The following is a 23,754-nucleotide window of genomic DNA, read 5'->3' as shown; positions in this document are numbered from 1 at the left end:
AATGCAAGTTGCTTATCAAACAGACGTTGGGCACCAGCGGTCGCAAAATCAGGACCGGGTTGCCCAATTTACCAATCAACGCGGGAATCAGCTAGTGGTGATTGCCGATGGAATCGGTGGCAATCGCAGTGGGGACGTTGCGGCGGAAATCACTGTCAAACAACTTGGTCATCGCTTTATGACGGCTGGTCCGGAGACCCCGCTGGAAGCAATCCGGTGGTTCGCTCGGGAAACCCAGCTAGTTAATGATGAAATTCTAAAAAAATCAAAAGAAAAAACAAGTTATCAGGGAATGGGAACGACGATGGTGGCCGCAATTGCCTTTGCAAAGACCTTAGTAGTGGCCAATATCGGCGATAGCCGGGGGTATCTTTTTCACGATGAATTGATGACCCAGGTGACAATCGACCATTCCCTGGTCAATGAATTAGTCAAAAGCGGCGATATTACCGAAGCCGAGGCCCTAAAACTTCCCCAGAGCAACATTATTACCCGGGCAATTGGGATTTCCCCTGACGCCCGAATCGAAGTAAATCGGTTTAAATTTGCTCCTGGTGACCAACTATTGATGTGTTCAGACGGCCTGTTCAAGACCGTTGACAAGGAAAAAATCAAGGAAGTTCTGATGACTGCGGCGTCCAGCAGTGACAAGTGCAAGCAGTTGGTACAACTGGCGAATGCGGCTGGTGGTCCAGATAATATCACCGTCTTAATTGGATTAAACGAAGAATAGCCAGGAGGGTTGAGTATGAATCCTGGAGACATAATCGGTCACCGATACAGGATTATCCGCTCCCTAGGTGAGGGCGGAATGGCAAACGTTTACTTAGCTCATGATTTGGTTTTAGATCGCGATGTTTCCGTTAAGCTCCTGCGGCTTGATTTGCGGGATGATCCAGACACTAAGCGGCGTTTCCACCGCGAAGCATTGGCAGCTACTCAGCTGAATGACCCTCATATTGTCGGGGTCTATGACGTTGGCGAAGATAGCGGAATGCAGTACATGGTGATGCAGTACGTGCAGGGAACGGACTTGAAGGCGTTCATTAAGCAGCATTATCCGATCCCGCTGCCCCAAGTAGTGGACATTATGGAGCAAGTGCTGTCGGCGGTTGAAGCAGCCCACAATCGGGGGATTATCCACCGGGACCTAAAACCACAAAATATATTGATTGACGCTAATAAGAACATTAAGATTACTGATTTTGGGATTGCGGTTGCGACCTCCCAAAATTCACTGACCCAGACTAACACCTTAATGGGGTCGGTTCACTACCTCTCGCCGGAACAGGCGCGGGGGAGCATTGCAACTAAACAGTCAGATATTTACTCGCTGGGCATTATCCTTTATGAAATGCTGACCGGGACGGTTCCCTTTGAGGGGGAGACGGCAGTTTCAATTGCCCTTAAACACTTCCGGGAGGATATTCCATCGGTGCGGACCGTGAATAGCCAGATTCCGCAAGCCCTGGAAAACGTGGTGCTCAAAGCAACCGCCAAGAACCCGCACGAGCGGTATGACAGCGTGCAGGAAATGGCAGTTGACCTGGCGACCAGCCTTGATTCCGCCCGGAAGGATGAGCCAAAATGGCGTGCCGAGTGTGATGATGGCAAGACCAAGGTCCTTTCCGCTGCGGAAATCGCCAAACAAATCCGGGCGGCAGATGCCAAACAGACGGCGGACCAGGGAACCAAGGCCGAGCCGACGCCAGCCGCCGCTACTAGTCGCCACTTTCGCTACTGGACGGCCGGGATCGCGGCCCTGGCCGTTATTGGCCTGGCATTTGCCAGCTGGTGGTTCATGTTTCGTCAGGTGATTGTTCCTGATGTTGAGGGGCAAACGCCGATTCAGGCCGAACGGACCCTCAACCGGCAGGGACTTCGCGTGGGTAATATTACCCGGGTTAACAGCAAGCAGACTGATAAGAACCACGTTATTTCGACGACCCCGGGGACCAGCTCAAAGAAGCGGGTGAACAGTACCGTCGACTTGACGGTCAGCACCGGGGTCAAAAACATGGCAATGGCGGACTACGTTGGCGATGACTATGCTGACGTGGCCGCTTCCCTTCGTGCCAAGGGCTTTACGGTTCGGAAGCAGGAAGTCCATTCCGATACGGTCGATTCGGGGATGATTATTAAGCAGAACTTTGGCAAGGGAAAAGTAGTTGCTACCCAGGGGAACGTGATTAACTTCCAGGTGAGCGCGGGGAAAGAGGACATTAAGATCCCTAATTTCCGGAACCAGGACATCAGCGTTGTGCAAAAGTTTGCTAACGAGCATAAGCTCCAGCTGACCACCCAGGAAAAGAAGTCCAAGACGGTGGCAACCAACCACGTGATTAGCCAGACGCCCAAGGCTGGCGGAGTGCTAAACCACGGTGATACCCTAACCGTGACGCTGGCTAATTCCGGCAACCAGACGAAGACGACCAATATCCAGATTAATATTCCTTTTGACGGCAACGGCGGCCAACGGGAAAACCGGGTCCAGATCTACATCCGGGACGCCAACCACAATCTGACGATGGAATATCAAGACATTACGATTAACCAGGAAACCACCATCAACGTGCCCTTTACCTTACGAAATGGTCAAATGGGCGCTTACCGGGTGGTCCGCAATGGCCGCACAATTATGAGTGCGACTAACATCACAAGTTAAGCAATGGAGGTGTGACGTGAAGACAGGAATAATTCAGCAGTCCTTGAGCGGCTTTTATGACGTACTGGCGGACGGGCAGCTCTACCGGACCCGGGGCCGGGGGAATTTTCGGCAAAAGAAGGTCAAACCGGTAGTCGGCGACCACGTCGAATTTGCGGTTAACGACGACGGGACGGCGGGCTACATGCTCAAGATCCTGGACCGCCGCAACCTACTGGTTCGACCGCCAGTAGCTAATATTGACGTTGCGGTGGTGGTCACGGCTGCGACCCAACCGGTCTTTTCGCCGAACTTGCTTGACCGGCAGCTCGTGGGGCTTGAGGAGCAGGGGATTACCCCGGTAATCTATTTCTCCAAGACCGACTTGCTGACGGCGGGCCAGTACGCACAGCTGCGCGAGGTGGCAGCGGGCTACGCCAAGATCGGCTACCAGGTATTTTGCCACCAGGCCCCCTTTGCGGCGGACCAGCTGTCAAAGTTAAAGGGCCTGCTGGTCGGCAAGGTCGTCACGATGATGGGGCAGACCGGGGCCGGCAAGTCGACCCTCTTAAACCACCTGGTTCCAGGGCTGGACCTGGCGACCGGAGAGATTTCTCAGGCCCTAAAGCGGGGTCGGCATACTACCCGTAAGGTAAGTCTGCTGGATGTTGACGGGGCACTGATTGCTGATACTCCCGGCTTTTCGTCCTACGAAACTTTTGATATGACGGTGGAAGAATTACCAATGCTTTTTCCGGAGATGCGGCGCTTGGCACCCGAGTGTAAATTTCGGGGCTGCCTGCACTTGAAAGAACCGGCGTGTGCAGTGAAGGACGCGCTGGAACATGGTATAATCATGAAGAGTCGGTATGACGACTATGTCCAGTTTCATGACATCATCGTCAACCAGAAGCCAAATTACAAGAAATGAGGGAATTTAGAATGATTAAGGTTGCACCATCGATTTTGAGTGCTGATTACGTAAACTTGCAAAAGGACATTGAAAAGGTTGACCAGGCGGGAGCCGAATACCTGCACATCGATGTGATGGACGGGACGTTTGTGCCAAGCATTTCCTACGGACCGGGCTTCGTCAAGGCGATTCGGCCGGTGACGAATATGACTCTGGACGTTCACTTAATGGTTCAAAGTCCAGAACACATCTTGCCAATGTTCATCGATGCCGGTGCTGACATCATTGGGGTTCAAGTTGAAGCAACCCAGCACATTCACCGGGCACTGCAAATTATCAAGAACGGCGGGGTCAAGGCGGAGGTTGTTATCAACCCCGGTACTCCGGTAGCCCTGATTGAGCCCGTATTGCACATGGTCGACCAGGTCTTGGTAATGACCGTTAACCCCGGCTTCGGGGGGCAGAAGTTCCTTCCGGAAACGGTTGATAAGATTGCCCAGTTAAACGCGATTAAGCGTGAAAAGGGTTATGACTTTGACATCGAAGTCGACGGCGGGGTTAATGACCAGACCGTTAAGGACTGCTACCAGGCCGGAGCGACGGTTGCGGTCGCCGGATCCTATGTTTTCAATGCTGATGACCCGGCAGAGCGGATTGAAGCGTTACGAAACGCGACGAAGTAAGTTGAAATTGGCGGATACCGCTGGGCAATTCTTAGCGGGTCTGCGGTAAATAGACGGCTTCCAGGGGTGTTCAGTCAAACCTTGGAAGCCGTCTGTGTTTTCCAAAGTCGTGCTCGATGAGGCCACATAAGGAGGAAAGCAAAATGCGGGTTAATTTATTAGTCGGGGGGCCGGTCGAGCTGATCCCCCAGGAGGTGGTTCGGTCACGACGGGCGGAAACCTGGATTGCGGTTGATCACGGGGCAAGTTTGCTTCTGGAATGGGGAATTCTCCCCGCGGCAGCGGTCGGTGACTTCGATTCGACCAGCCCGGCCGAATTTGCCCAAGTCCAGCGGCGTTTGGCCGAAATTGAAACCTTCCCCCCGGCCAAGGACTTCACGGATACCCAGCTGGGCGTTAAGCTGGCAATTGACCGCTACCAGCCAGCACAGATTGACGTTTTCGGCGCAACCGGTGGCCGGATTGACCACTTCCTGGCGAACCTCTACCTGCCCCTTCAGGATTACTTTCAAAACTACCTGGACCGGATCCGGCTTTTGGACCGCGGCAACACGGTTAGCTACTACCGGCCGGGAGCGTACACGATTACGAAAGAAGCTGACAAGGACTACCTCGCTTTCGTCAACCTTACGCCAGTTACCGGTTTGACCCTGCCAGACGAAAAGTACCCCCTAAATGACTGGTCGAGTACGATTCCCTTCTCCTGGTCGAGCAACCGGTTTACGGCGGCTGAGAACCACTTCAGTTTTACGAGCGGGGTTGTAGCGGTAATCCAGGCGGCGGACCGGCCGCAGGGATAGCTGTCAAGGGAAAATACTTGAAAGAAAACTGTTGCATTGTGCCAACCGCTATGGTAAATTAATTAGGTGAGTTACAGCGCAGATATGCGTATAAACAATATTGTAATAAAGAGGAGGGTATCACCAATGGCTAAAGATTTCATCAACGGTAAACGGACACGCTTTGGTAACAAGCGTTCTCACGCCCTTAACTCAAGTCGTCGTAGCTGGAAGCCTAACTTGCAGAAGGTAACCATTTTGGTTAACGGTAAGCCAAAGAAGGTTTACGTTTCAGCACGTACCTTAAAGTCCGGTAAAGTGACTCGGGTTTAATTAAAAATGATGCCGTCCAGTGTGGGCGGCTTATTTTTTTACCTCAAATATTATACCCCCTTAACTACTTTTTGATGGGGTTACTTTTTATTATTAGTGTGCTATGCTATGATATTGTTAATTATTATTGTGTAAAAAACGGTTTGTAAAGAAAATGATTTACTAACAGGGAGGCCATGACGATGGCAGTAAAAATTAAGACAAAAGCGGGAACAATCGACATTGATAACGATGTGATTTCAACCGTTGTTGGTGGTGCCGCTACGGATAATTACGGTGTTGTTGGAATGGCAAGCCGGAACCCGGTTCGCGATGGGGTCAACCAGATCCTGCGCCGGGAGAACTTTAACAAGGGCGTGGTTGTGCGCCAGCAGGAGAACGGAATCGTTGTGGACGTTAATATTATCGTCAGCTACGGGACCAAGATTTCAGAAGTGTCCAAGAGTGTGCAAGCTAAGGTCAAGTACAATCTGGAATCAATGCTCGGTATCACCGCGGACGCCGTGAACGTCTGTGTCCAAGGTGTCCGTTCAACAGAAGACTAGGATGGAACACGGGAGGAAATTTTCATTGGCTGTAACAGAAATTACAAATCTTGAATTCGGCAAGATGGTGCAAGCCGCTGCCGATAAGTTAAACCAACAAGCGGACTTTATTAATTCGCTCAACGTTTTCCCTGTTCCTGATGGAGATACCGGGACGAACATGGCGTCCTCAATGGCGAGCGGTGCCAAGTACGAGCGGGAAGCGGCAAGTGACAACGTTGGCGACCTCAGTGCGGCCCTCGCGAAGGGGCTGTTAATGGGGGCCCGGGGTAATTCGGGGGTCATTCTTTCCCAAATTTTCCGCGGCTTTGCCAAGGCCGCCGCTGGCAAGCAGACCTTGAATGCCCAAGATTTTGTGGACGCCTACGCTAATGGTGCCAAAGTTGCCTATAAGGCGGTGATGAAGCCAACTGAAGGGACGATTTTAACGGTAGTGCGGGAGTCAGCCCAGGCCGGCTTAAACAAGGTCAAGCAGACAGAAGACCTGGTCGAAATCGTCAACACCATTTACGAAGCCAGCAAGACGGCTCTGCAAAAGACTCCCGACCTGCTGCCGGTGCTCAAGGAGGTTGGCGTGGTAGATTCTGGTGGTCAGGGCTTAGTCGATGTCCTGGAGGCCTTTGATGAGTTCCTGAGCGGCAAGGAAGTTGCCAAGAGTGCTGACTATAAGCCGGATCAGGCAGAGGTAGATGAAATGGTTAACGCAATGGACCACCAGAGTGTCCAAGGAAAGCTGGACCCGGCGGACATCAAGTACACTTATTGTACTCAGATGCTGGTTCGCCTGGGGAAGGGAAAGGAAGTAACCAAAAAGTTTGATTACGATACTTTCTACAACTACCTGGCTAAACTTGGTGACAGCCTGCTAGTCTTAAATGACGACCAGGTGGTCCGGGTTCACGTTCACACTGAACATCCCGGCCAGGTCCTGTCCTGGGGTCAGGAATTCGGTGACCTGCAGACGATTGAAATTCATAACATGGTCTGGCAGCAGGAAGAAATTATGGAACATGATGACGAGGGCGACGCAGCTGCTTCTGATGAGCAGGCATCCCAGCCGGCAGAAACTGAGCCTGCACCAGAAACTGCGGTCATCGCGGTCGCTTCTGGTGATGGGGTGATTAAGCTCTTAAAGAGCCTGGGCGTGACCCACATCATCGGTGGCGGACAGACAATGAACCCTAGCACCCAGGACATCGTGGATGCCATTAACCAGAGTGGTGCCAAGCAGGCGCTGGTCTTGCCGGATAACGGCAATATCTTCATGACGGCTGAACAGGCGGCAGAGGTAGCGGAAATCCCAACCCGGGTCGTGCACGCCAAGACGATTGCCCAAGCGATGGCGGCCCTGCTGGATTACAACCCGGAAGAGGATTTGGCTACTAACCAGCAAAACATGGAAGCCAACGTCGGCAACGTTGCCAGTGGGGAAGTGACCCACGCTGTTCGGGACACCACCATTGACGGTCAGGAGATCAAGAAGAATGATTACCTTGGAATCGTCGATGGCAAGATCGTCGAAACCAATCCGGACCTCGAAGCAACCGCAATTGAAATGGTCAAGAAGATGCTAGACGAGGACAGTGAGATCGTGACGATCCTCTATGGAGAGGACGGTACCGAAGAAACTGCCCAGGCGATTAAAGCGGCCGTGGAAGAAATCGACGACGAACTTGACATTCAGATTTATGAAGGTGGACAACCGGTTTACCCTTACCTGATTTCAGTTGAGTAGATCGCCAGCAGACTAAAGTAAGCAGTGAGGTTGGAATTTCCCAGCCTCTTTTTATGTAGTAAGGAGGGGTGGAGATGAAGAGCTTACAGGACCCGGTAGCGGCGTTGAAGGGCGTGGGCCCCAAGCGGGCTGCAGATTTAGCAACCCTGGGGATTGATACGGTTGAAGATCTCCTGACTTACTACCCGAGCCGTTATGACGACGTTACCCCGGCAGACCTTGATAACGTTCAGGACCGGCAGCGGATTACTACCCAGGGGACGGTGGTGTCGGAACCGCTCCTCTCCCACTTTGGCTACCGGCGAAGTCGCCTCAGCTTCCGCCTTCAAGTCGGCCCGCGGGTAATTATGGTCACCTTTTTTAACCAGGCCTACCTGGCCAAGCGGGTGGCACTCGGCCAGACCGTCACGGTGATGGGCAAGTGGGATGCCCAGCGCGCTCAAGTAACGGCGAATAAGTTTCTCGCCGCTGGGGCGCAGGACAGCGGTGATTCGGGCGCCATTTACCCGGTTAATAAGCACATCCGGCAGGCGACGCTACGGGGGTTAATTCGGCAGGCGTTTGACGAATACCAAAACGTCATCCCGACGCTCTTGCCCGCCCCCCTTCGCCAGCACTACCGCCTACTAGACCGGCGAACAATGATTAAGGCTCTCCACTTCCCGGAGAACGTAGGTCAGGCCAAGGCCGCGCGGCGGACGGCCGCCTACGAAGAGTTCTTCCTCTTTCAGCTGCGCTTGCAGGCAATTCGCCAGGCCCGCCGGCACGCGGACGGAAATCCAATCTTATACCATAACGATGAATTAAAGAACTTTATTGCGGGAATTGGTTTTGAGCTGACCGGGGCGCAAAAGCGGGTTGTGAACGAAATTTGCCGGGACCTGCGCGCTCCTTACCAGATGAACCGGCTCTTGCAGGGGGATGTCGGCTCGGGGAAGACGATTGTCGCGGCGATTGCCATTTACGCCACCATTACGGCGGGCTACCAGGCGGCCTTGATGGCCCCGACGGAAATATTAGCGGCCCAGCACGCGGAAAAGCTGGCCCGGACCTTTGCGGGGACCCACGTTCACGTCGGCCTGCTGACCGGGTCATTAACTGCTAAGCAGCATCGTGAGCTCGTCGGGGCGATTAAGCGGGGTGAAATCAACCTCGTGATTGGGACCCACGCGCTGATCCAGGACGACGTTGAGTACGCCAACCTGGGGCTGGTGATTACCGACGAACAGCACCGCTTTGGGGTCAACCAGCGTCAACTCTTGCGGGAGAAGGGGGACCAGCCGGATGTCCTGGCGATGACGGCAACCCCGATTCCCAGAACCCTGGCAATCACTGCGTACGGAGAAATGGACGTCTCCGTGATTGATGAATTGCCGGCGGGGCGGAAACCGATTGAAACCTGCTGGCTAAAGCTCAACCAGCAGAGCGAGGCCCTCCACTTCCTGCGTGACCAGCTAGCAGGGGGAGCCCAGGTCTATATCGTGAGCCCATTGATTGAAGAATCGGCGGCCCTTGACGTCCAAAACGCCACCGACCTGTATAATGAGTTGGCAGAATATTTCCAGCCCCGTTACCAGGTCGGCTTGCTGCATGGCCGGCTGTCCGCTGAGGAAAAGGACCGGGTAATGCACAAGTTCCAGCAGGGTGAATACCAGCTCCTGGTTTCGACCACGGTGATTGAGGTCGGGGTCGATAACCCGAACGCGACGGTGATGATGGTTTATAATGCCGACCGCTTTGGCCTGGCCCAGCTTCACCAGCTGCGGGGCCGGGTTGGTCGTGGCGACCGACAGAGTTATTGCCTGTTGCTGGCCGACCCGAAGACGGACGAAGGCCAGGAACGGATGAAGACGATGGTGGAAACCAACGATGGCTTTGTGGTGGCCCAGCGTGACCTGGAGCTGCGGGGGTCGGGAGATGTTTTGGGCAATAAACAGTCGGGGATGCCGGAATTCAAAGTCGGGGACCCGGTTGGCGACCTTAAAATGCTCCAGATAGCGCGGCAGGACGCAACCGACCTCCTGCGCACTCCCCACTGGGACGAACAGGATGATAACCAGCCGCTGGTGTTGTATTTGCAGCGCCACCAGCTTGAAACACACTTTGATTAAGGAGTCGATAATAATGAAAATTGCTGTTGATGCGATGGGTGGCGACAACGCCCCCCAGGCGATTATTGCGGGGGTTGAACGGGCCCGTGACCAGTACCCTGACCTGGAATTTCAGCTGTTTGGCGACCCGGCGAAGGTCAAACCGCTGATCAAGAATAGTGAGCGGCTGACCCTGCTGGCGACCACCGAAGAAATTACGATGGGCGAAGAACCGGTCCGGGCCATTCGGCGCAAGAAGGATTCCTCAATCGTCCGGGCCGCCCGGGCAGTTAAGGAAGGCAGTGCGGACGCCTTTTTCTCGGCCGGCAACACCGGGGCGGTGCTGGCCGCAGGGATTTTTATCGTCGGCCGCATTAAGGGAATTGACCGCCCTGGCTTGACCAGTATTCTGCCAATTACCCAGCCCGGAGCCGCCCGGCAGAGCTTTGTCTACCTGGATACCGGGGCGAATGCGGAGAGCAAGGAACGCAACCTGGTACAGTATGGCTATCTCGGCAAGTTCTATGCCGAAAACGTCCTGGGAGTTGCCAATCCCCGGATTGCCCTCTTGAATAACGGGGCTGAAGAGGATAAGGGCGACCAGCTGCACAAGGCCGTTTGGCAGCAACTAAACGCGGCGGCTGACTTAAACTTTGTGGGGAATATTGAATCTGGCGACCTCCTGGTTGGCAAGGCCGACGTGGTGGTCAGTGATGGCTGGACCGCTAATGCCGCCCTCAAGGCAACCGAGGGAACTGCCAAGATGATGCTGATCCTGATTAAGGACGGCATTTTAACCGGCGGCTTGCGGGCTAAGCTGGGCTACCTGCTCTTAAAGCCGGTCTTTCATCAGATCGGGAAAAAGATGAGTGCGTCGACATACGGCGGGGCGGTCCTATTAGGCTTAAAGGCGCCTGTGGTAAAAACCCATGGCTCCTCGGATGCCACTGCGGTTGCCAATACGATTAGCCAAATTCGGACAATGCTGAGCTCTGGGGTGATCGAAAAAACGGTTGACTTTTTTGGCCGGCAGGCGGTAGTGGACAAGCAGGCCAAAAACGAATAGAATAGGATTCGGATTTAATAAAGAGAGGTTATTTACCATGGCTGAAAATGATAAACGTACACAAATTTTTAACAAGGTTTCGGAAATCGTGGCGGATCACTTTGACATTGACCGGGCAAAGATTACCGATGATTTGAACCTGAAGACCGACCTGGACGCCGACTCAATCGATTTTGTCGAATTCGTCCTGGAACTGGAAGACACCTTTAACGCAGAAATTGCCGACGATGAAGCAGAAAAGCTCAGTACGATTGGTGAAGTGGTGGACTACATCGACCAGCACACCGCTGACTAGGATAATTGCGCACTGGCCCTAACTGGGTGAGCGCGCCTGCTTTGCTAGCCGCGTGGTGAAAGTCAAAGAGGTTGGGGACAGCTCAACCTCTTTACTATTTTAAATGGCGAAACGCCTGCGCTGGCCGGACTTGTTTAGTATAATAGGAAAGAATGTAATTTTTAGAATGAGGAAGAAAGGAATCTAAACATGATCGAAGAACTACAAGACTACTTGGCCAAGGAATTTGACATTCATTTTTCTGATCCGCGCCTGTTGGCCGAGGCCTTTACCCAGGCTTCGTACGTTAACGAGCACCCCAACCAGAATTTGAAGTTTTATGAACGGATCGAATTTCTTGGCGATGCCGTGTTGGAACTGATCGTTTCAGAATATATTTATAAACGGTACCCGGAATTGCCCCAGGGCCGGCTGACCCGGTTGCGGGCCGCCATGGTGTGTGAGGATAGCTTCTCTAAGTTTGCCAAGGAATGCCACTTTGACCAGTACATTCGCCTAGGTCACGGGGAGGAACTCGCGGGTGCCCGCCAGCGGCCGGGACTCCTGTGCGACATTTTCGAATCCTTTGTCGGGGCCCTCTACTTAGACCAGGGCCGGCCAGCAGTTGAAAAATTTGTTCAGCGGGTGATCTTTCCCAAGCTGGACATGGGCTGGTTTGACCACGCCGTTGACGCCAAGACCAGCCTGCAGGAGTTCCTGCAACGGGACGGCGACGTGCTGATTGAATACCACCTCCTAGAAGAGAGCGGGACCGAGAACAATCCTGCTTTCCACGTCGACGTGGCTGCGGATGGCCAGGTTATTGCGGATGGTCAGGGATCGTCGAAAAAGCAGGCTGAGATGCAAGCTGCCCAGCGGGCGCTGAAAAAATTGCGGGCAAAAAAGTAATGTGAGTGGAAGTTAGTATGCGATTATTGTCATTAACAATTGACGGCTTTAAGTCATTTGCCAACAAAACAACGATAAAGTTTGAGGAGGGGATGACTGGGATTGTCGGTCCAAACGGGAGCGGTAAGAGCAACATTATCGAAGCCATCCGGTGGGTAATGGGGGAGCAATCTGCCCGGCACCTGCGGGGGGATAAGATGGTGGACGTGATTTTCAACGGTTCGGCTGGCCGGGTCCCATTAAACCGGGCCCTGGTCTCGATTACCTTTGATAACAGTGATCACTACCTCGCCAGCGACTTTAACGAACTAACCATTACCCGGAAGCTTTTTCGCAACGGCGACAGTGAGTACCTGCTGAACGGCAACAAGGTCCGCTTAAAGGACATTGTGGACCTCTTTATCGACTCCGGACTCGGCCGGGAATCGTTCTCGATTATTTCTCAAGGTCGGATCGAAGCTATCTTTAACGGGAAGCCGGAAGACCGGCGGGCCATTATCGAAACCGTCGCCGGGGTTGCCAAGTACCGCAAAAATAAGCAGACCGCAGAACGGCGCCTGGAGCAGACGATGGACAACCTCAACCGGGTCAATGATATTATCAGTGAATTAGCGAGTCAGCTGGAGCCGCTAGCTGACCAGAGTGCCCTGGCGAAGGACTACCTGGAACAGAAGGGCCAGTTTGACCGCCTGGATCAAACCCGGCTGGTTCGCAGCTATGACCGCCAACACAAGCAGCTCGACCAGGCCCAGGGCAAACTAGCGGATTCGCGAAAATTAGTTGCCCAGTACCGGCAAAAGACGAAGACCGCTGATGCCGAGTTGGAACGGCGTAAACAGCAGCGGGCCGCCTTGCAGCAGCAAAAAGACGGGATCAACCAGACGATCTTGCGGCAAACGCAACTGATTGCTGACTACCACAACCAGCAGTCGATTTCGACGGTCAAGCAGCAGCAGCAAAAACAAGAACAGCAGCGCCTGACTGACCAAATTACTGCTAACGAACAGGAACAAGCCCGGCTGCAGGAGCAGCTAGCCGGAGTTAGGCATGATTTAACCACCCACCAGGCCGCAATGGCTGACCACCAGCAGCAGCTTCACCAGGCTGAACAGCAAACTGCCAGTGAACGGCTGCAACAGCTCCAGGCTCGCCTGGAGGAGCTGCGCAGCCAGCAGATTGAGCTCCTTCAGCAACAGACGACCCTGCATAACCAGGCGAACTACCTTCAGGAGAATCACCAGCAGGTACTGAATGTGCAAAAGGAGAGTGCGGCCGAGCTGACCGCGCTCAAGGAGAAGCAAACCGCCCAGCAGCAGGAACTAACCGCTCAGCGGACGAAGCTGGCCCAGCAACGGCAACGAGTTACGGCGACCAACCAGGAAATTGCTGATGTGCAGGCCCAGCTTGGGCAACTGACCAAGCGCTACCAGGACCAGCAGCGGAAGTGGTACCAGCTGCTGGGGGATGCACACTCGACCGCGGCCCGGATCAAGGACTTCCAAGCTCGTGAGGATGACTATGACGGTTACTATCACGGTGTCCAAAGTGTCCTGCGGAACCGTCAGCAGTTTCCGGGCTTAGCCGGAGCAGTTGGCGAGTTAATCACAACCCCGGCTGAAGTAACAACGGCGATTGAAACCGTTCTTGGCGGTCAGCTCCAGCAGCTGGTGGTGGATAGCCAGGCTACCGGGAAGGAGATCATCCGTTTCTTAACGCGGCAGCGTGCGGGGCGGGTAACGATCCTGCCCCTGGATACGCTCCGGAGCCGTCGACCGTTGACGGTTTGGGCGGCTTTGGAAGGAATGGCTGGCTATGTGGGCCGCGCGACTGACCTGATTCAGTATGACCAGCGCTACCAGCTAATTATTGACTACCTGCTGGGAAATACGGTGGTAGCTGATAACCTGGATAATGCGACCGCCATCGCTCGCGCCGGCCGCCACCAGGTCCGGGTCGTGACACTTGACGGGCAGCTGATCAACGCCAGCGGAGCAATGACTGGGGGAGCAAACCGTCACCAGCGGGCCGGGGTCCTGACCCAAAAGCAGACCGGCCAACAGCTCGCGGCCCTCCTGGCTGAACAGCAGCAACACGCTAAGCAGGCAGAGGACGCGGTTGCTAAACTCCAGGCGTCCCAGCAGCGCGGCCAGGCTAAATTAGCTGACTTGCAGGCCACGGCCCAGGAACAAGCAGACGAACTGCGGGCAGCGGAGGCGGGCCTTAACCGGCTGGCTGACCAGGCCTGCACGACTGAGCAGCGGATTGATGCCCTGCAATACCAGGCTGATGAACAGACCTCCCGGCACGGTTCCTACCAGGACCAGCTTCAGACGAATACGACGGCCCAGCAGCAAATTGATGAGCAGCTGGCGACGGTAAAGGAGCAGACTACGGTTGTTAACCAGCAGATTACCCAGCTGCGGCAAAATGCGGACGCGCAGAACGACCAGGTCCACGAGCTCCAGCAGTGGCTAGCGGTTGCCAAGGAACGTCAGCAGCAGTACCAGCGCCAGCTAACGACGCTGGAAGAGCAGCTGACCCGGCTTAAAACTACCGCTGCCGGCTTCAACCGCCAGCTTCGCCAGTTAGAAGAGCGTGCCCAACAACAGGGGAGCCATGGTGAAGATACCGCCACTGCGCTTGCAACGGCCAAAGCGGCCCTGACGGATGCCCGGCAGGAACTGGCTGCTACTGACGAGCAGCTAGCCACTTTGGCCGACCAGCTGACGGCCGCGGAAAATAAGCAGGAACGGTTGGTGGCGCTGGAACGGGCGGCGCTTGATGACCTGAATTCCCTGAACGAGCAACGGGTCCGCTGCGAGGGCCAGCTCGACCAGCTGCTCAACCAGCTCCGGGACCACCATTCATTGACGATTGCGGCGGCCCGGCAAAAAGCTGACCAGCAGATTAGCGATGGTGACCTGGCCCGGCGGCTAAAGCTCCTGCAACGGGGCCTCGACGAATTAGGGGAAGTCAACGTCAGCGCAATTGAGGAATACGACCGGGTCAAGGAACGCTATGACTTCCTGGCTGGCCAACAGCAGGACCTCACGGAGTCCCGCAACCAGCTCCAGCAGACGATGGACGAGATGGATGGCGAAGTTAAGCAGCGGTTTATGGCTACCTTCAAGGAAGTTTCGGCGGCGTTTGACGAAACCTTCCGCCAGATTTTTGCCGGTGGCCGGGCGAAGCTGGAGTTGACTGACCCCCACGCCCTGCTGACGACCGGGGTGGACATCATGGCCCAGCCGCCGGGAAAGAAGAACCAGCACCTGAACCTCCTGTCCGGGGGCGAACGGGCCCTGACGGCAATTACCCTCTTGTTTGCCATCCTAAAGGTGCGGCCCGTACCGTTTGCCATTTTGGATGAACCGGAGGCGGCCCTGGATGAGGTCAATGTCCAGCGGTTTGCTAACTACCTTCAGCGTTTTGGCAAGCGGGGGCCGCAGTTTATCGTGATTACCCACCGTAAGGGAACCATGATGGGGGCAGACGTCCTCTATGGGGTGACGATGCAAGAATCGGGGGTATCAAAGATGGTTTCGGTAGACGTGATTGATACCTTGAATGACCAAGAAGAGTAGGAGGAATCAGAATGGGATTATTTGATATTTTCCGCCGCCACAAAAAGGCCGCGGAAGCACCAGCCAGTGAGAGCACCGCTTCTGAGTCGCTGACGACTGCGGTATCGACCCACAGCTCGATGACCACGGCGGCCAGCGCTTCCGCCAGCGGTAGCACTAGTCGGCAGGCTAGCATGGCGAGCACGGCCGGGTCAGGGATGACCTCCCAATCGCTTAGCGCCAGTTTAAGCACCAGCCAGGCAGCGTCACTCAGCCAGTCTGGGCCGGCGGCTAGCACCAGTGATTCGGTGAGCGCCAGCGTCGCTAGTCAGAGGCAGAGTGCCGGCAGCGTGGCTACTAGCAGTTCTTTGCCGGCCCCAGCTTCGACGGCGGAGGGTACTGACCAGGCTCCGGCGAGCGAGGAACCAGCGGCGGACCAGCAGGAAAAGAAATACGATCGCGGTCTGGAAAAGTCGCGGACCGGGTTCGGCGCGCGGCTAAACCGTTTCTTGGCCAGCTTCCGGCACGTTGACGAGGACTTTTTTGACGACCTGGAAGATATGCTAATTGAGTCTGATGTCGGCTACGATATGGCAATGAAACTCAGCGACAGCCTTCGTGAAGAGGTCAAGCTGGAAAACGCCAAGAGCAAGCAGGAAGTTTCCAACGTAATCATTGAAAAGATGGTCGACCTCTACGAAGAAGCGGGGCGGAATGAAAATCCGGACCTGCAGATGGCGGCCCAGGGGCCAACTGTGATCATGTTTGTCGGTGTTAACGGTGCCGGAAAAACGACGACCATCGGGAAAATGGCGGCCCTCTTTAAGCGCCAGGGCAAGAAAGTTCTCCTGGCGGCGGCCGATACTTTCCGGGCGGGAGCGACCGAACAGCTGGACGTTTGGGCCCAGCGGGACGGGGTCGACATTGTGACCGGCCCGGAAAATGGTGATCCGGCGGCCGTGGTCTTTGATGCGGTCCAGAAAGCAAAACGGGAGGACTATGACGTCCTCTTCGTTGACACCGCCGGCCGGTTGCAAAACAAGGTCAACCTGATGAACGAGCTGGCGAAGATGAAGCGGATCCTGACCCGGGAAATTCCGGATGCGCCGCATGAAGTCCTACTGGTTCTCGACGCGACAACCGGGCAAAACGCCTTGAACCAGGCCAAACTCTTCAAGCAGAGTACTGACGTGACGGGAATTGTCCTAACTAAGCTTGACGGGACCGCCCGTGGGGGGATTGTCCTCGCCATCCGCAACGAACTCCACCTGCCGGTCAAGTACGTTGGCCTGGGTGAAAAAGTGGACGACCTGCAGAAGTTCAACGCTAGTGACTTTGTTTACGGCCTCTTCAAGGGGCTCGTAGAGGTCGATTAGGGGCGTCGCAATGGAAATCGAAAAAAATTATCGGATCAACTCCTTATTTGAGTTTTACCAACCATTGCTGACCAAAAAGCAAAACGACTACTTAGAGCTGTACTATGGGGATGACTATTCACTGGGCGAAATCGCGGAAAACTTTAACGTGAGCCGCCAAGCCGTGTATGATAATATTAAGCGGACGGAAAGCATCCTTGAGGATTACGAAAAAAAGCTGCACCTTTATGCTGAATTTCAAGCCCGCAACCAGCAGGCGGACGAGATTCAGCAGTATGTCCGCGCCCACTACCCGGATGACGGGCGGCTCAATGAATTGGTCAGCCACTTAGAGAGTTTGGAGGAAGAATAATCAATGGCATTTGAAGGATTGACTGAACGCCTGCAAAAGGCGATGGAAAAACTCCGGCGTAAGCCAAAAGTAACGGAAGCCGACCTGCGGGAAACGATGCGGGAAATCCGCCTGGCCCTCCTGGAGGCCGACGTCAACTTCACGGTGGTGAAGGACTTTGTCAAAACCGTGCGGGAAAAGGCGGCCGGTGCCGAGGTTCTCAAGGGCCTGAACCCCGCCCAGCAAATTGTCAAGATCGTCAATGACGAGCTGACGAAACTGATGGGGGAAGAGGCAGTACCCCTAAATAAGGCGGCCCACATCCCCACCGTCATTATGATGGTCGGGCTGCAAGGGGCTGGTAAGACGACCACCGCCGGCAAATTAGCCTTACGCTTGAAAAATGAGGACCACGCCCGGCCAATGTTTATCGCGGCCGACGTTTACCGGCCCGCTGCGATCACCCAGCTGCAGCAAGTGGCGGCGCAAATCGACGTACCGGTCTTTGAAAAGGGAACCGACGTGGATCCTGTGGAAATTGTCCGTGAGGGAATGGAAGTTGCCAAGCAGAACCATAATGACTACGTGATTATCGATACTGCCGGGCGCTTGCAAATTGACGAACAGCTGATGGATGAGCTGGCAAACATCAAGGAGCTGGTCCACCCGGACGAAATTCTCCTGGTAATCGACTCAATGACCGGGCAGAACGCGGTGAACACCGCCCAGGGCTTTGACGACAAGCTTGACATTACCGGGGTTGTCTTGACCAAGCTTGATGGGGATACCCGTGGTGGGGCCGCCATGTCAATCCGGGCCGTCACGGGCAAGCCGATCAAGTTCGTCGGTGAAGGGGAAAAGATGTCCGACCTGGACGTCTTCCACCCCGACCGGATGGCCTCCCGAATCCTCGGGATGGGGGACATGATGACCCTGATCGAGAAGGCCCAGAAGAACTTCGACGAGGAACAGGCCCAGGAAACGATGGACAAAATGCGGGAGAATACGTTTGACTACAACGACTTTCTTGCCCAGATGGACCAGGTCACCAAGATGGGTCCACTGGAAAATATTCTCAAAATGATGCCGGGAATGGCGAACAACCCGGCGCTGAAGAACGTCAATCTGGATCCCAAGCAGTTTGCCCATATCAAGGCAATCGTCCTCTCCATGACCCCCGCGGAACGAGAGAACCCCGACCTGATGAACCCAAGTCGCCGGCGGCGGTTGGCTGCCGGATCCGGCCGGCCAATCGTTGAGGTGAACCGGATGATCAAGCAGTTCAACCAGATGCGCAAGATGATGAAGCAGGTCACGAATGGGAACATGAGTGGGATGCAGAACCTCTTTGGCGGCCAGATGCCCGGGGGGAAGATGGGACAGATGGCGATGAGCCGGATGGCCCGGAAGATGAAAAAGGATAAGGCTAAGCGGATTAAGAAACTCCGCAAGCTGCGGAAGAAGTAAAGCGCGCGGAGCATAACGGTAGCTACAACGGCGGCGTTATACCTCCGCTATCTAATAAGCACCACCATGGCGTCAGAATTTGACAGCCCTGGTGGTGCTTTTATAATCCAGTAGTTGCCACGGGCTCGATCTGGCAGTTTTCAGCTGGTGAACTTTTTGCTGCTGACCGGCTGGTTTGTGGTTGCCATTGGGGGCGGAATGGAATATTATAAACCTGTTTTAAGATTAGTTAAGGGGGATTCATAATGGTTTCGCGTAATAATTACCAGCATGGATTGGTTCGGCAGCCGCACTATGGCTTACGGAAGCTGGGAATTGGAGTGGTATCAGTCCTGTTGTCAACCAGCATTTGGCTGGGAATGACGGGGGATGCCCAAGCGGCAGCGAACGCAACTCCGGATGGTGCTCAGGTGAACGGTGTGCTGGGGGAATCGGCAGCCGCGCACCAGGAGACTAAGGAGGCTCCCGCTGTTTCTAGCGTTAATGCGCCGGTGAGCGCCGTTCCTGACGCTGTGACACCGACGACGTCAATTGATAGCCAGGTTGGCCAGAGCATCACGGTGACTAATCATACGGTTACTGAGGCACCGGGAGATCGGAATACTGGTAATCCGGGAACGGTTACCCTGCACCTGGGCTTGACAATTCCCGCGACGGCAATTAGCCATTTACAGAACGGTGATTACATCAACGTCAAACTTGGCCTGCCCTACACGACGGCTGACGGGCAGCATGAGGTGTTCAGCTACGGCGCAGTCAACGGCAGCAACCAGGTCCCGCTGTGGTACGGGGGACAAATCATCGGCTACGTTCTGCCCGCGGGGAATCTGGCGAGTTACCAGCAATCGGTTCCAGGTGCCGGTGCCACCAGCAGCGACCCCCATTGGCAGGTTGTCGCTAACCAGAATGATAATGTCCTGACGAACGCCGGCAGCAATGGCTACTATCAGATTGTCTTTAATGCCGTTTTAGGCAACTACTTCCGTAATCATCAGGGCACGCCGGGTGCGTTGACCTTTAATACGGACTTAGTTTGGTACAACCCCAGCAGCAACGGTGACAAGAAGCTTTTGCCGCCGAGCCAGGCGCTTGTTTTATATGCGGCGGCTGCCAACGTGGATCATTATGCACCTAGTGCCGATTTGCAGATTGGCGGCCAGCATTATGCCAGTGGAATCAGCCTCCGGGTTGTGAAGGCTGCGGAAGTCGAAACGGTGCCGGTTGCAACGAAGATCACCTGCAGCGACCATACTGGTGCGCTTGCGGCCCACACCTGGGTGAAGAATGGCAACCGGGAGTACCTCAAGCTGGTAAACCCGACCCAAAGCGTCGGCATTTCGCTCGACAACGTGGGCACGGAATTTACGATTACGGTTACCAAGCCGGCAGGCAATGCGGCGGTCAAAACTAACTTTGTCAGTGCCGCGGACCTGCAACGGGAACTGCAGAAAATCATTGTTCCGGTGACCACGGGCAAGCCAGCCGAGCTGTCCGACCAGTTAGCGGGGGCAACCGGTTTTTACCTGACTAAGCAGTATATTTACCAAAAACCGGTGGTCACGGTGAAGAGGACGGATAATGGGCCTGATGAAGCAAGCTACCACGTCACCATTGGCGGGGCCTATGCAGGCTTTCGTTCGACCAACAGTGATGGTAGCTCACCGGTCACCCTGCTGACTTGGGAGCCGACCGATCCGGTTGCGCTGCTGCCGGGCAACAATATCCGAAATTATCAACAGGACCAGCAGGAGATTACTTACGGTGACCGGCCGGGACATTGGCTGGGCGGCTATTCGGTTCAAAACGCGGCGGTTCGCGAGTATCTGAATAGCCATCCTTGGCACGTCCAGGTTGTTAGTCGGGGGCAGACAAAGTATGACGCAGACTGGGGTTACTGGATCGACATTCACAACGACCTCAAGCCCGTGAGTCGGGCCTATGTCGACTCGACCTACTACGGCTTCGTCAACCAGGTGATTTACTTCGTTGATGGGCAGGGCCGTGCGATGAAGGGACCAGCTGGGGAGGAGCTCCCCGCGGTCCATCGGCAGGTGACCTTTACCAGTAAGACCGGCCAAGTCGGCAGCTACCAGACTAGCGACCGGTTTACGGCGGTTGAACTTCCGGTAATTCCCGGCTATACCGCCTACCGGGGCGTCCAGTCAGCGAGCGGCCAGCTGGAAGTGGTTAATGGCCAGGCCGCAACAACCGGGGCGCCAATTCACCAGGCTGGCCAGGAGGCACCGTTTGAATTCCCTCACGCGGACTTCGTGGAGTACGTTGTTTATAAGTCCACTGACCAGGCGACTGCGCACTTGCGCTTTTACGACGATACCGCCCACCGCTTTATTCCGGGAATGCCGGAGTTGACCATTCATGGGGCGGGGAATACGCCAATCACCTTTACGGTGCCCGGCAGCTATGACCTGCGGAACTATGACTATGCCGGAACCTATGTGGGGGATGACCCTCGCAATACGGCCCGCCCGGTAAGTGGAGCGACACTGGCCCAGCTCAATTTTGGCGATTTTGCCACCGCTCCGCACACGGACCAGTATTTCATTGCCCACTTCACGCACCGGACCATCCCGGTCAGCGGTCAACGGACGGTGACGGAAACGATCCACTACGTTGACACAGCGGGCCGCCAGCTGCTGCCGGATCATCAAGTCCAGCTGTCCTTTACGCAGACGGGTTACCGCGATTTAGTTACCGGTGCCGTTACGAGCAGCTGGTCTGGACCGCAAACCTTCCCGGCGGTAATCTCGCCAGCCCTTGCCGGCTACCTGCCGAATCTTCCGGCAGTGGCGGCCGTCCTGGTTAGCCATGCGAGTGCTGATGTTGACCGAACGGTGGTCTATTGCCCGGCTTCAACGCCGCAGCCAGTGCCAACCCCAACTCAGCGACCGGGGTACCCCGGCATGAGGGGCGGGCAGGTTCCTCCCATCATTCAAGCTGCGCGCCGCGAGCAACCGACTGCTCACCAGCTGCCCCAAACCGGGAGCCGGTCAGGGATCCTTGCCGTCGGCCTGGCCGCTCTCGCCGCTTCGTTCGGCCTTGCCGGTAGCCGGCGGAAAAATAATTAAGCCTGTCAAGAAAAACTACTTTACATTCTCCGGGAAGACTGGTATATTATTACCTGTTAAAAGAAATCAGGGAGGTGCAAAAATGTCTGTTAAAATTCGTTTAAAGCGTATGGGTTCTAAGAAGCGTCCTTTCTACCGGATCGTCGTAGCCGACTCACGTTCACCACGTGATGGTCGTTTCATTACCGCTTTAGGTACTTACAACCCATTGACTACTCCTAAGGAAGTCAAGTTTGATGAAGATGCTGTTATGGAATGGCTCCAAAAGGGTGCTCAACCATCCGACACCGTTCGTAACATGCTTCAAAAAGCTGGCGTTATGCAGAAGTACCACGAAGCCAAGTACGCAAAGAAGTAAGTGATGATTTATCATGACTGAGACAAACATAGAGACGCTGATTCGTAGTCTAGTTACCCCGCTGTTGAAACATCCTGAGGCATTGACGATTTCCCAAACGGATGGTGGGCGCTACCACCAATACATTGTCAACGTCCACCAAGCAGATGTTGGGCGCCTGATTGGCCGCCAGGGTCACGTTGCCGCAGCGTTGCGGACAGTCGTTGAGGGTGCGCGTTCTCGGCGTTCCAACTCTAAGAAAGTCCGGTTACTGATTAATGATCATCGTCACTAAATAAAAACTCCCACACCAACCCTGTGGGAGTTTTTATCATTTTTAGGAGGATAAGATGCAGTTTTATAATGTTGGTAAAATTGTCAACACCCACGGTATCCGCGGTGAGGTCCGGGTCCTGCCTACCACGGACTTCGTCAAGGAGCGCTTTGCACCCCAGCAGAAGCTCTACCTGCAGGAAGCGGACGGCCCGTTAGAATTAACGGTTGAGGGGGCTCGCCAGCATAAGGGCTTTATTCTGGTGAAGTTTGCTGGCTACGATAACATTAACGCGGTGGAGGGCTTTCGCGGTCATGAACTAATGGTGAGTGCGGCAGACCAGCAACCCTTAGAAGACGGCCAGTATTACTACCACCAGATTATTGGCCTGGCGGTGAAGACGGTCGCGGGTGAAGAGCTCGGCCGGATCAAGGAGATCCTTGCCCCGGGAGCAAATGACGTCTGGGTTGTTGAGCGTCCGGGCAAAACCGACCTCTTGCTCCCGGTAATTGACGACGTGGTTAAGCGGGTCGATCTGGACCAGGGCCTGGTTACCGTAGAATTAATGGAGGGACTGGAGTAATGCGGATTGATGTTTTAAGTTTATTCCCAAAGATGTTCCATGCGACGATGGGCGAGTCAATTATCGGTAAGGCGCAGGAGAACGGCTTCTTGGACCTGCAAGTAACCGACTTTCGCGATTACACCACCGACAAGCACAACCACGTCGATGATGCGCCATTTGGCGGGGGCGCAGGAATGCTCCTCCAGCCTCAGCCGATTTTTGACGCGATGGACGCAATTGAAAAGGAAACGGCGGGCAAGTATCCTCGGGGGCGGGTTATCCTGATGGATCCGGCCGGCCGGCGCTTTGACCAGGATTATGCCCAGGAGCTGGCTCAGGAGGAACACCTGACCTTCATCTGTGGTCATTACGAGGGCTATGACGAGCGAATCCGTCAGCTGGTGACTGATGAGGCGTCGCTAGGGGATTACGTCCTGACCGGGGGGGAATTAGCCGCGATGGTGATGATTGACGCCACCGTTCGCTTTGTCCCCGGTGTCCTCGGCAACATGGCCTCCCCAATGGGTGATTCCTTTAGCAACGGCCTGCTTGAGTATCCGCAATACACCCGACCCGCAGATTTTCGGGGCATGAAGGTACCGGAAGTCCTGACCAGCGGCAACCACCAAAAGATCCGGGAATGGCGGATGAAGGAGTCGCTACGGCGGACCCTGCACCGGCGTCCCGACCTGCTGGAATCAGCCCCGCTCAGTCGGGAACAGCAGCGCCTGCTCGAGGACATTAAGCTGGACGAAGATCCAGACGTGCCGGATTAGGAGGCGGG

At 55.0% G+C, this 23,754-nt stretch carries 21 protein-coding genes; all 21 read left to right on the top strand.

Features of this window, described 5'->3' with window-relative positions; all coding sequences use genetic code 11:
• The first annotated feature begins 1 nt into the window (after position 1).
• The 21 genes from HMPREF0494_RS02635 to trmD all read left to right on the top strand — a co-directional run bounded on the left by HMPREF0494_RS02635 (position 2) and on the right by trmD (position 23,746).
• A complete protein-coding gene (locus HMPREF0494_RS02635) occupies positions 2-733 on the top strand; it encodes a Stp1/IreP family PP2C-type Ser/Thr phosphatase (protein ID WP_007123382.1) in 732 nt (243 codons plus the stop codon).
• 15 nt (positions 734-748) lie between these two features.
• Positions 749-2,665: a Stk1 family PASTA domain-containing Ser/Thr kinase gene (gene pknB, locus HMPREF0494_RS02630; protein ID WP_007123381.1), complete on the top strand. Its 1,917-nt coding sequence runs from the start codon at positions 749-751 to the stop codon at positions 2,663-2,665.
• A gap of 16 nt (positions 2,666-2,681) precedes the next feature.
• Positions 2,682-3,575, top strand: coding sequence for a ribosome small subunit-dependent GTPase A (rsgA, locus tag HMPREF0494_RS02625; RefSeq protein ID WP_007123380.1), 894 nt, complete (start codon positions 2,682-2,684; stop codon positions 3,573-3,575).
• An 11-nt stretch (positions 3,576-3,586) separates the two neighbouring features.
• Complete coding sequence (gene rpe, locus HMPREF0494_RS02620; protein WP_040458694.1) at positions 3,587-4,240, top strand: ribulose-phosphate 3-epimerase; 654 nt, start codon at positions 3,587-3,589, stop codon at positions 4,238-4,240.
• Between the two features lie 143 nt (positions 4,241-4,383).
• Positions 4,384-5,040: a thiamine diphosphokinase gene (locus tag HMPREF0494_RS02615; RefSeq protein ID WP_040458693.1), complete on the top strand. Its 657-nt coding sequence runs from the start codon at positions 4,384-4,386 to the stop codon at positions 5,038-5,040.
• A gap of 126 nt (positions 5,041-5,166) precedes the next feature.
• On the top strand, positions 5,167-5,352 hold the full coding sequence (gene rpmB, locus HMPREF0494_RS02610; protein ID WP_003713527.1) for a 50S ribosomal protein L28: 186 nt from the start codon (positions 5,167-5,169) through the stop codon (positions 5,350-5,352).
• Positions 5,353-5,534: 182 nt separating this feature from the next.
• Entirely contained in the window at positions 5,535-5,897 is a 363-nt protein-coding gene (locus HMPREF0494_RS02605) for an Asp23/Gls24 family envelope stress response protein (RefSeq protein ID WP_040458692.1), read from the top strand.
• A gap of 25 nt (positions 5,898-5,922) precedes the next feature.
• Positions 5,923-7,632: a DAK2 domain-containing protein gene (locus tag HMPREF0494_RS02600; protein ID WP_040458691.1), complete on the top strand. Its 1,710-nt coding sequence runs from the start codon at positions 5,923-5,925 to the stop codon at positions 7,630-7,632.
• A gap of 74 nt (positions 7,633-7,706) precedes the next feature.
• The gene (gene recG, locus HMPREF0494_RS02595) at positions 7,707-9,743 is read left to right on the top strand and encodes an ATP-dependent DNA helicase RecG (RefSeq protein ID WP_007123375.1); all 2,037 of its coding nucleotides are present in this window, start codon (positions 7,707-7,709) and stop codon (positions 9,741-9,743) included.
• Positions 9,744-9,756: 13 nt separating this feature from the next.
• The gene (gene plsX / locus HMPREF0494_RS02590; RefSeq protein ID WP_040458690.1) at positions 9,757-10,788 is read left to right on the top strand and encodes a phosphate acyltransferase PlsX; all 1,032 of its coding nucleotides are present in this window, start codon (positions 9,757-9,759) and stop codon (positions 10,786-10,788) included.
• Between the two features lie 37 nt (positions 10,789-10,825).
• Positions 10,826-11,083: an acyl carrier protein gene (gene acpP / locus HMPREF0494_RS02585; RefSeq protein WP_003713297.1), complete on the top strand. Its 258-nt coding sequence runs from the start codon at positions 10,826-10,828 to the stop codon at positions 11,081-11,083.
• A 189-nt stretch (positions 11,084-11,272) separates the two neighbouring features.
• Positions 11,273-11,971, top strand: a complete 699-nt coding sequence (gene rnc / locus HMPREF0494_RS02580) for a ribonuclease III (RefSeq protein ID WP_007123373.1) — start codon at positions 11,273-11,275, stop codon at positions 11,969-11,971.
• A 17-nt stretch (positions 11,972-11,988) separates the two neighbouring features.
• The gene (gene smc / locus HMPREF0494_RS02575; RefSeq protein ID WP_007123372.1) at positions 11,989-15,555 is read left to right on the top strand and encodes a chromosome segregation protein SMC; all 3,567 of its coding nucleotides are present in this window, start codon (positions 11,989-11,991) and stop codon (positions 15,553-15,555) included.
• An 11-nt stretch (positions 15,556-15,566) separates the two neighbouring features.
• Entirely contained in the window at positions 15,567-16,910 is a 1,344-nt protein-coding gene (gene ftsY / locus HMPREF0494_RS02570; RefSeq protein WP_007123371.1) for a signal recognition particle-docking protein FtsY, read from the top strand.
• Between the two features lie 10 nt (positions 16,911-16,920).
• Positions 16,921-17,262 (top strand): putative DNA-binding protein, encoded by a 342-nt coding sequence (locus HMPREF0494_RS02565; protein ID WP_007123370.1) that lies wholly within the window; start codon positions 16,921-16,923, stop codon positions 17,260-17,262.
• 3 nt (positions 17,263-17,265) lie between these two features.
• Positions 17,266-18,708: a signal recognition particle protein gene (gene ffh, locus HMPREF0494_RS02560; RefSeq protein WP_007123369.1), complete on the top strand. Its 1,443-nt coding sequence runs from the start codon at positions 17,266-17,268 to the stop codon at positions 18,706-18,708.
• A 245-nt stretch (positions 18,709-18,953) separates the two neighbouring features.
• The gene (locus tag HMPREF0494_RS02555) at positions 18,954-21,794 is read left to right on the top strand and encodes a mucin-binding protein (protein ID WP_081445935.1); all 2,841 of its coding nucleotides are present in this window, start codon (positions 18,954-18,956) and stop codon (positions 21,792-21,794) included.
• An 82-nt stretch (positions 21,795-21,876) separates the two neighbouring features.
• A complete protein-coding gene (rpsP, locus tag HMPREF0494_RS02550; protein WP_003713500.1) occupies positions 21,877-22,152 on the top strand; it encodes a 30S ribosomal protein S16 in 276 nt (91 codons plus the stop codon).
• 13 nt (positions 22,153-22,165) lie between these two features.
• Positions 22,166-22,426: a KH domain-containing protein gene (locus HMPREF0494_RS10915; RefSeq protein WP_081445934.1), complete on the top strand. Its 261-nt coding sequence runs from the start codon at positions 22,166-22,168 to the stop codon at positions 22,424-22,426.
• Between the two features lie 55 nt (positions 22,427-22,481).
• On the top strand, positions 22,482-22,988 hold the full coding sequence (gene rimM / locus HMPREF0494_RS02545; protein WP_007123365.1) for a ribosome maturation factor RimM: 507 nt from the start codon (positions 22,482-22,484) through the stop codon (positions 22,986-22,988).
• Positions 22,988-23,746, top strand: a complete 759-nt coding sequence (trmD, locus tag HMPREF0494_RS02540) for a tRNA (guanosine(37)-N1)-methyltransferase TrmD (protein ID WP_007123364.1) — start codon at positions 22,988-22,990, stop codon at positions 23,744-23,746. Before rimM ends, trmD begins: the two co-directional genes overlap by 1 nt.
• Positions 23,747-23,754 lie beyond the last annotated feature (8 nt).

It is taken from the genome of Limosilactobacillus antri DSM 16041 (assembly GCF_000160835.1).
GTDB classification, from domain to species: domain Bacteria; phylum Bacillota; class Bacilli; order Lactobacillales; family Lactobacillaceae; genus Limosilactobacillus; species Limosilactobacillus antri.
This window is presented reverse-complemented; position numbering and strand designations above follow the sequence as displayed.

What these genes read in the sequence shown, in the direction of transcription:
- HMPREF0494_RS02635 (WP_007123382.1), top strand. Translation starts at nt 2, where the DNA reads ATGCAAGTTGCTTATCAAACAGACGTTGGGCACCAGCGGTCGCAAAAT.
- pknB (WP_007123381.1), top strand. Translation starts at nt 749, where the DNA reads ATGAATCCTGGAGACATAATCGGTCACCGATACAGGATTATCCGCTCC.
- rpe (WP_040458694.1), top strand. Translation starts at nt 3,587, where the DNA reads ATGATTAAGGTTGCACCATCGATTTTGAGTGCTGATTACGTAAACTTG.
- HMPREF0494_RS02615 (WP_040458693.1), top strand. Translation starts at nt 4,384, where the DNA reads ATGCGGGTTAATTTATTAGTCGGGGGGCCGGTCGAGCTGATCCCCCAG.
- rpmB (WP_003713527.1), top strand. Translation starts at nt 5,167, where the DNA reads ATGGCTAAAGATTTCATCAACGGTAAACGGACACGCTTTGGTAACAAG.
- HMPREF0494_RS02605 (WP_040458692.1), top strand. Translation starts at nt 5,535, where the DNA reads ATGGCAGTAAAAATTAAGACAAAAGCGGGAACAATCGACATTGATAAC.
- recG (WP_007123375.1), top strand. Translation starts at nt 7,707, where the DNA reads ATGAAGAGCTTACAGGACCCGGTAGCGGCGTTGAAGGGCGTGGGCCCC.
- plsX (WP_040458690.1), top strand. Translation starts at nt 9,757, where the DNA reads ATGAAAATTGCTGTTGATGCGATGGGTGGCGACAACGCCCCCCAGGCG.
- acpP (WP_003713297.1), top strand. Translation starts at nt 10,826, where the DNA reads ATGGCTGAAAATGATAAACGTACACAAATTTTTAACAAGGTTTCGGAA.
- rnc (WP_007123373.1), top strand. Translation starts at nt 11,273, where the DNA reads ATGATCGAAGAACTACAAGACTACTTGGCCAAGGAATTTGACATTCAT.
- smc (WP_007123372.1), top strand. Translation starts at nt 11,989, where the DNA reads ATGCGATTATTGTCATTAACAATTGACGGCTTTAAGTCATTTGCCAAC.
- ftsY (WP_007123371.1), top strand. Translation starts at nt 15,567, where the DNA reads ATGGGATTATTTGATATTTTCCGCCGCCACAAAAAGGCCGCGGAAGCA.
- HMPREF0494_RS02565 (WP_007123370.1), top strand. Translation starts at nt 16,921, where the DNA reads ATGGAAATCGAAAAAAATTATCGGATCAACTCCTTATTTGAGTTTTAC.
- ffh (WP_007123369.1), top strand. Translation starts at nt 17,266, where the DNA reads ATGGCATTTGAAGGATTGACTGAACGCCTGCAAAAGGCGATGGAAAAA.
- HMPREF0494_RS02555 (WP_081445935.1), top strand. Translation starts at nt 18,954, where the DNA reads ATGGTTTCGCGTAATAATTACCAGCATGGATTGGTTCGGCAGCCGCAC.
- rpsP (WP_003713500.1), top strand. Translation starts at nt 21,877, where the DNA reads ATGTCTGTTAAAATTCGTTTAAAGCGTATGGGTTCTAAGAAGCGTCCT.
- HMPREF0494_RS10915 (WP_081445934.1), top strand. Translation starts at nt 22,166, where the DNA reads ATGACTGAGACAAACATAGAGACGCTGATTCGTAGTCTAGTTACCCCG.
- rimM (WP_007123365.1), top strand. Translation starts at nt 22,482, where the DNA reads ATGCAGTTTTATAATGTTGGTAAAATTGTCAACACCCACGGTATCCGC.
- trmD (WP_007123364.1), top strand. Translation starts at nt 22,988, where the DNA reads ATGCGGATTGATGTTTTAAGTTTATTCCCAAAGATGTTCCATGCGACG.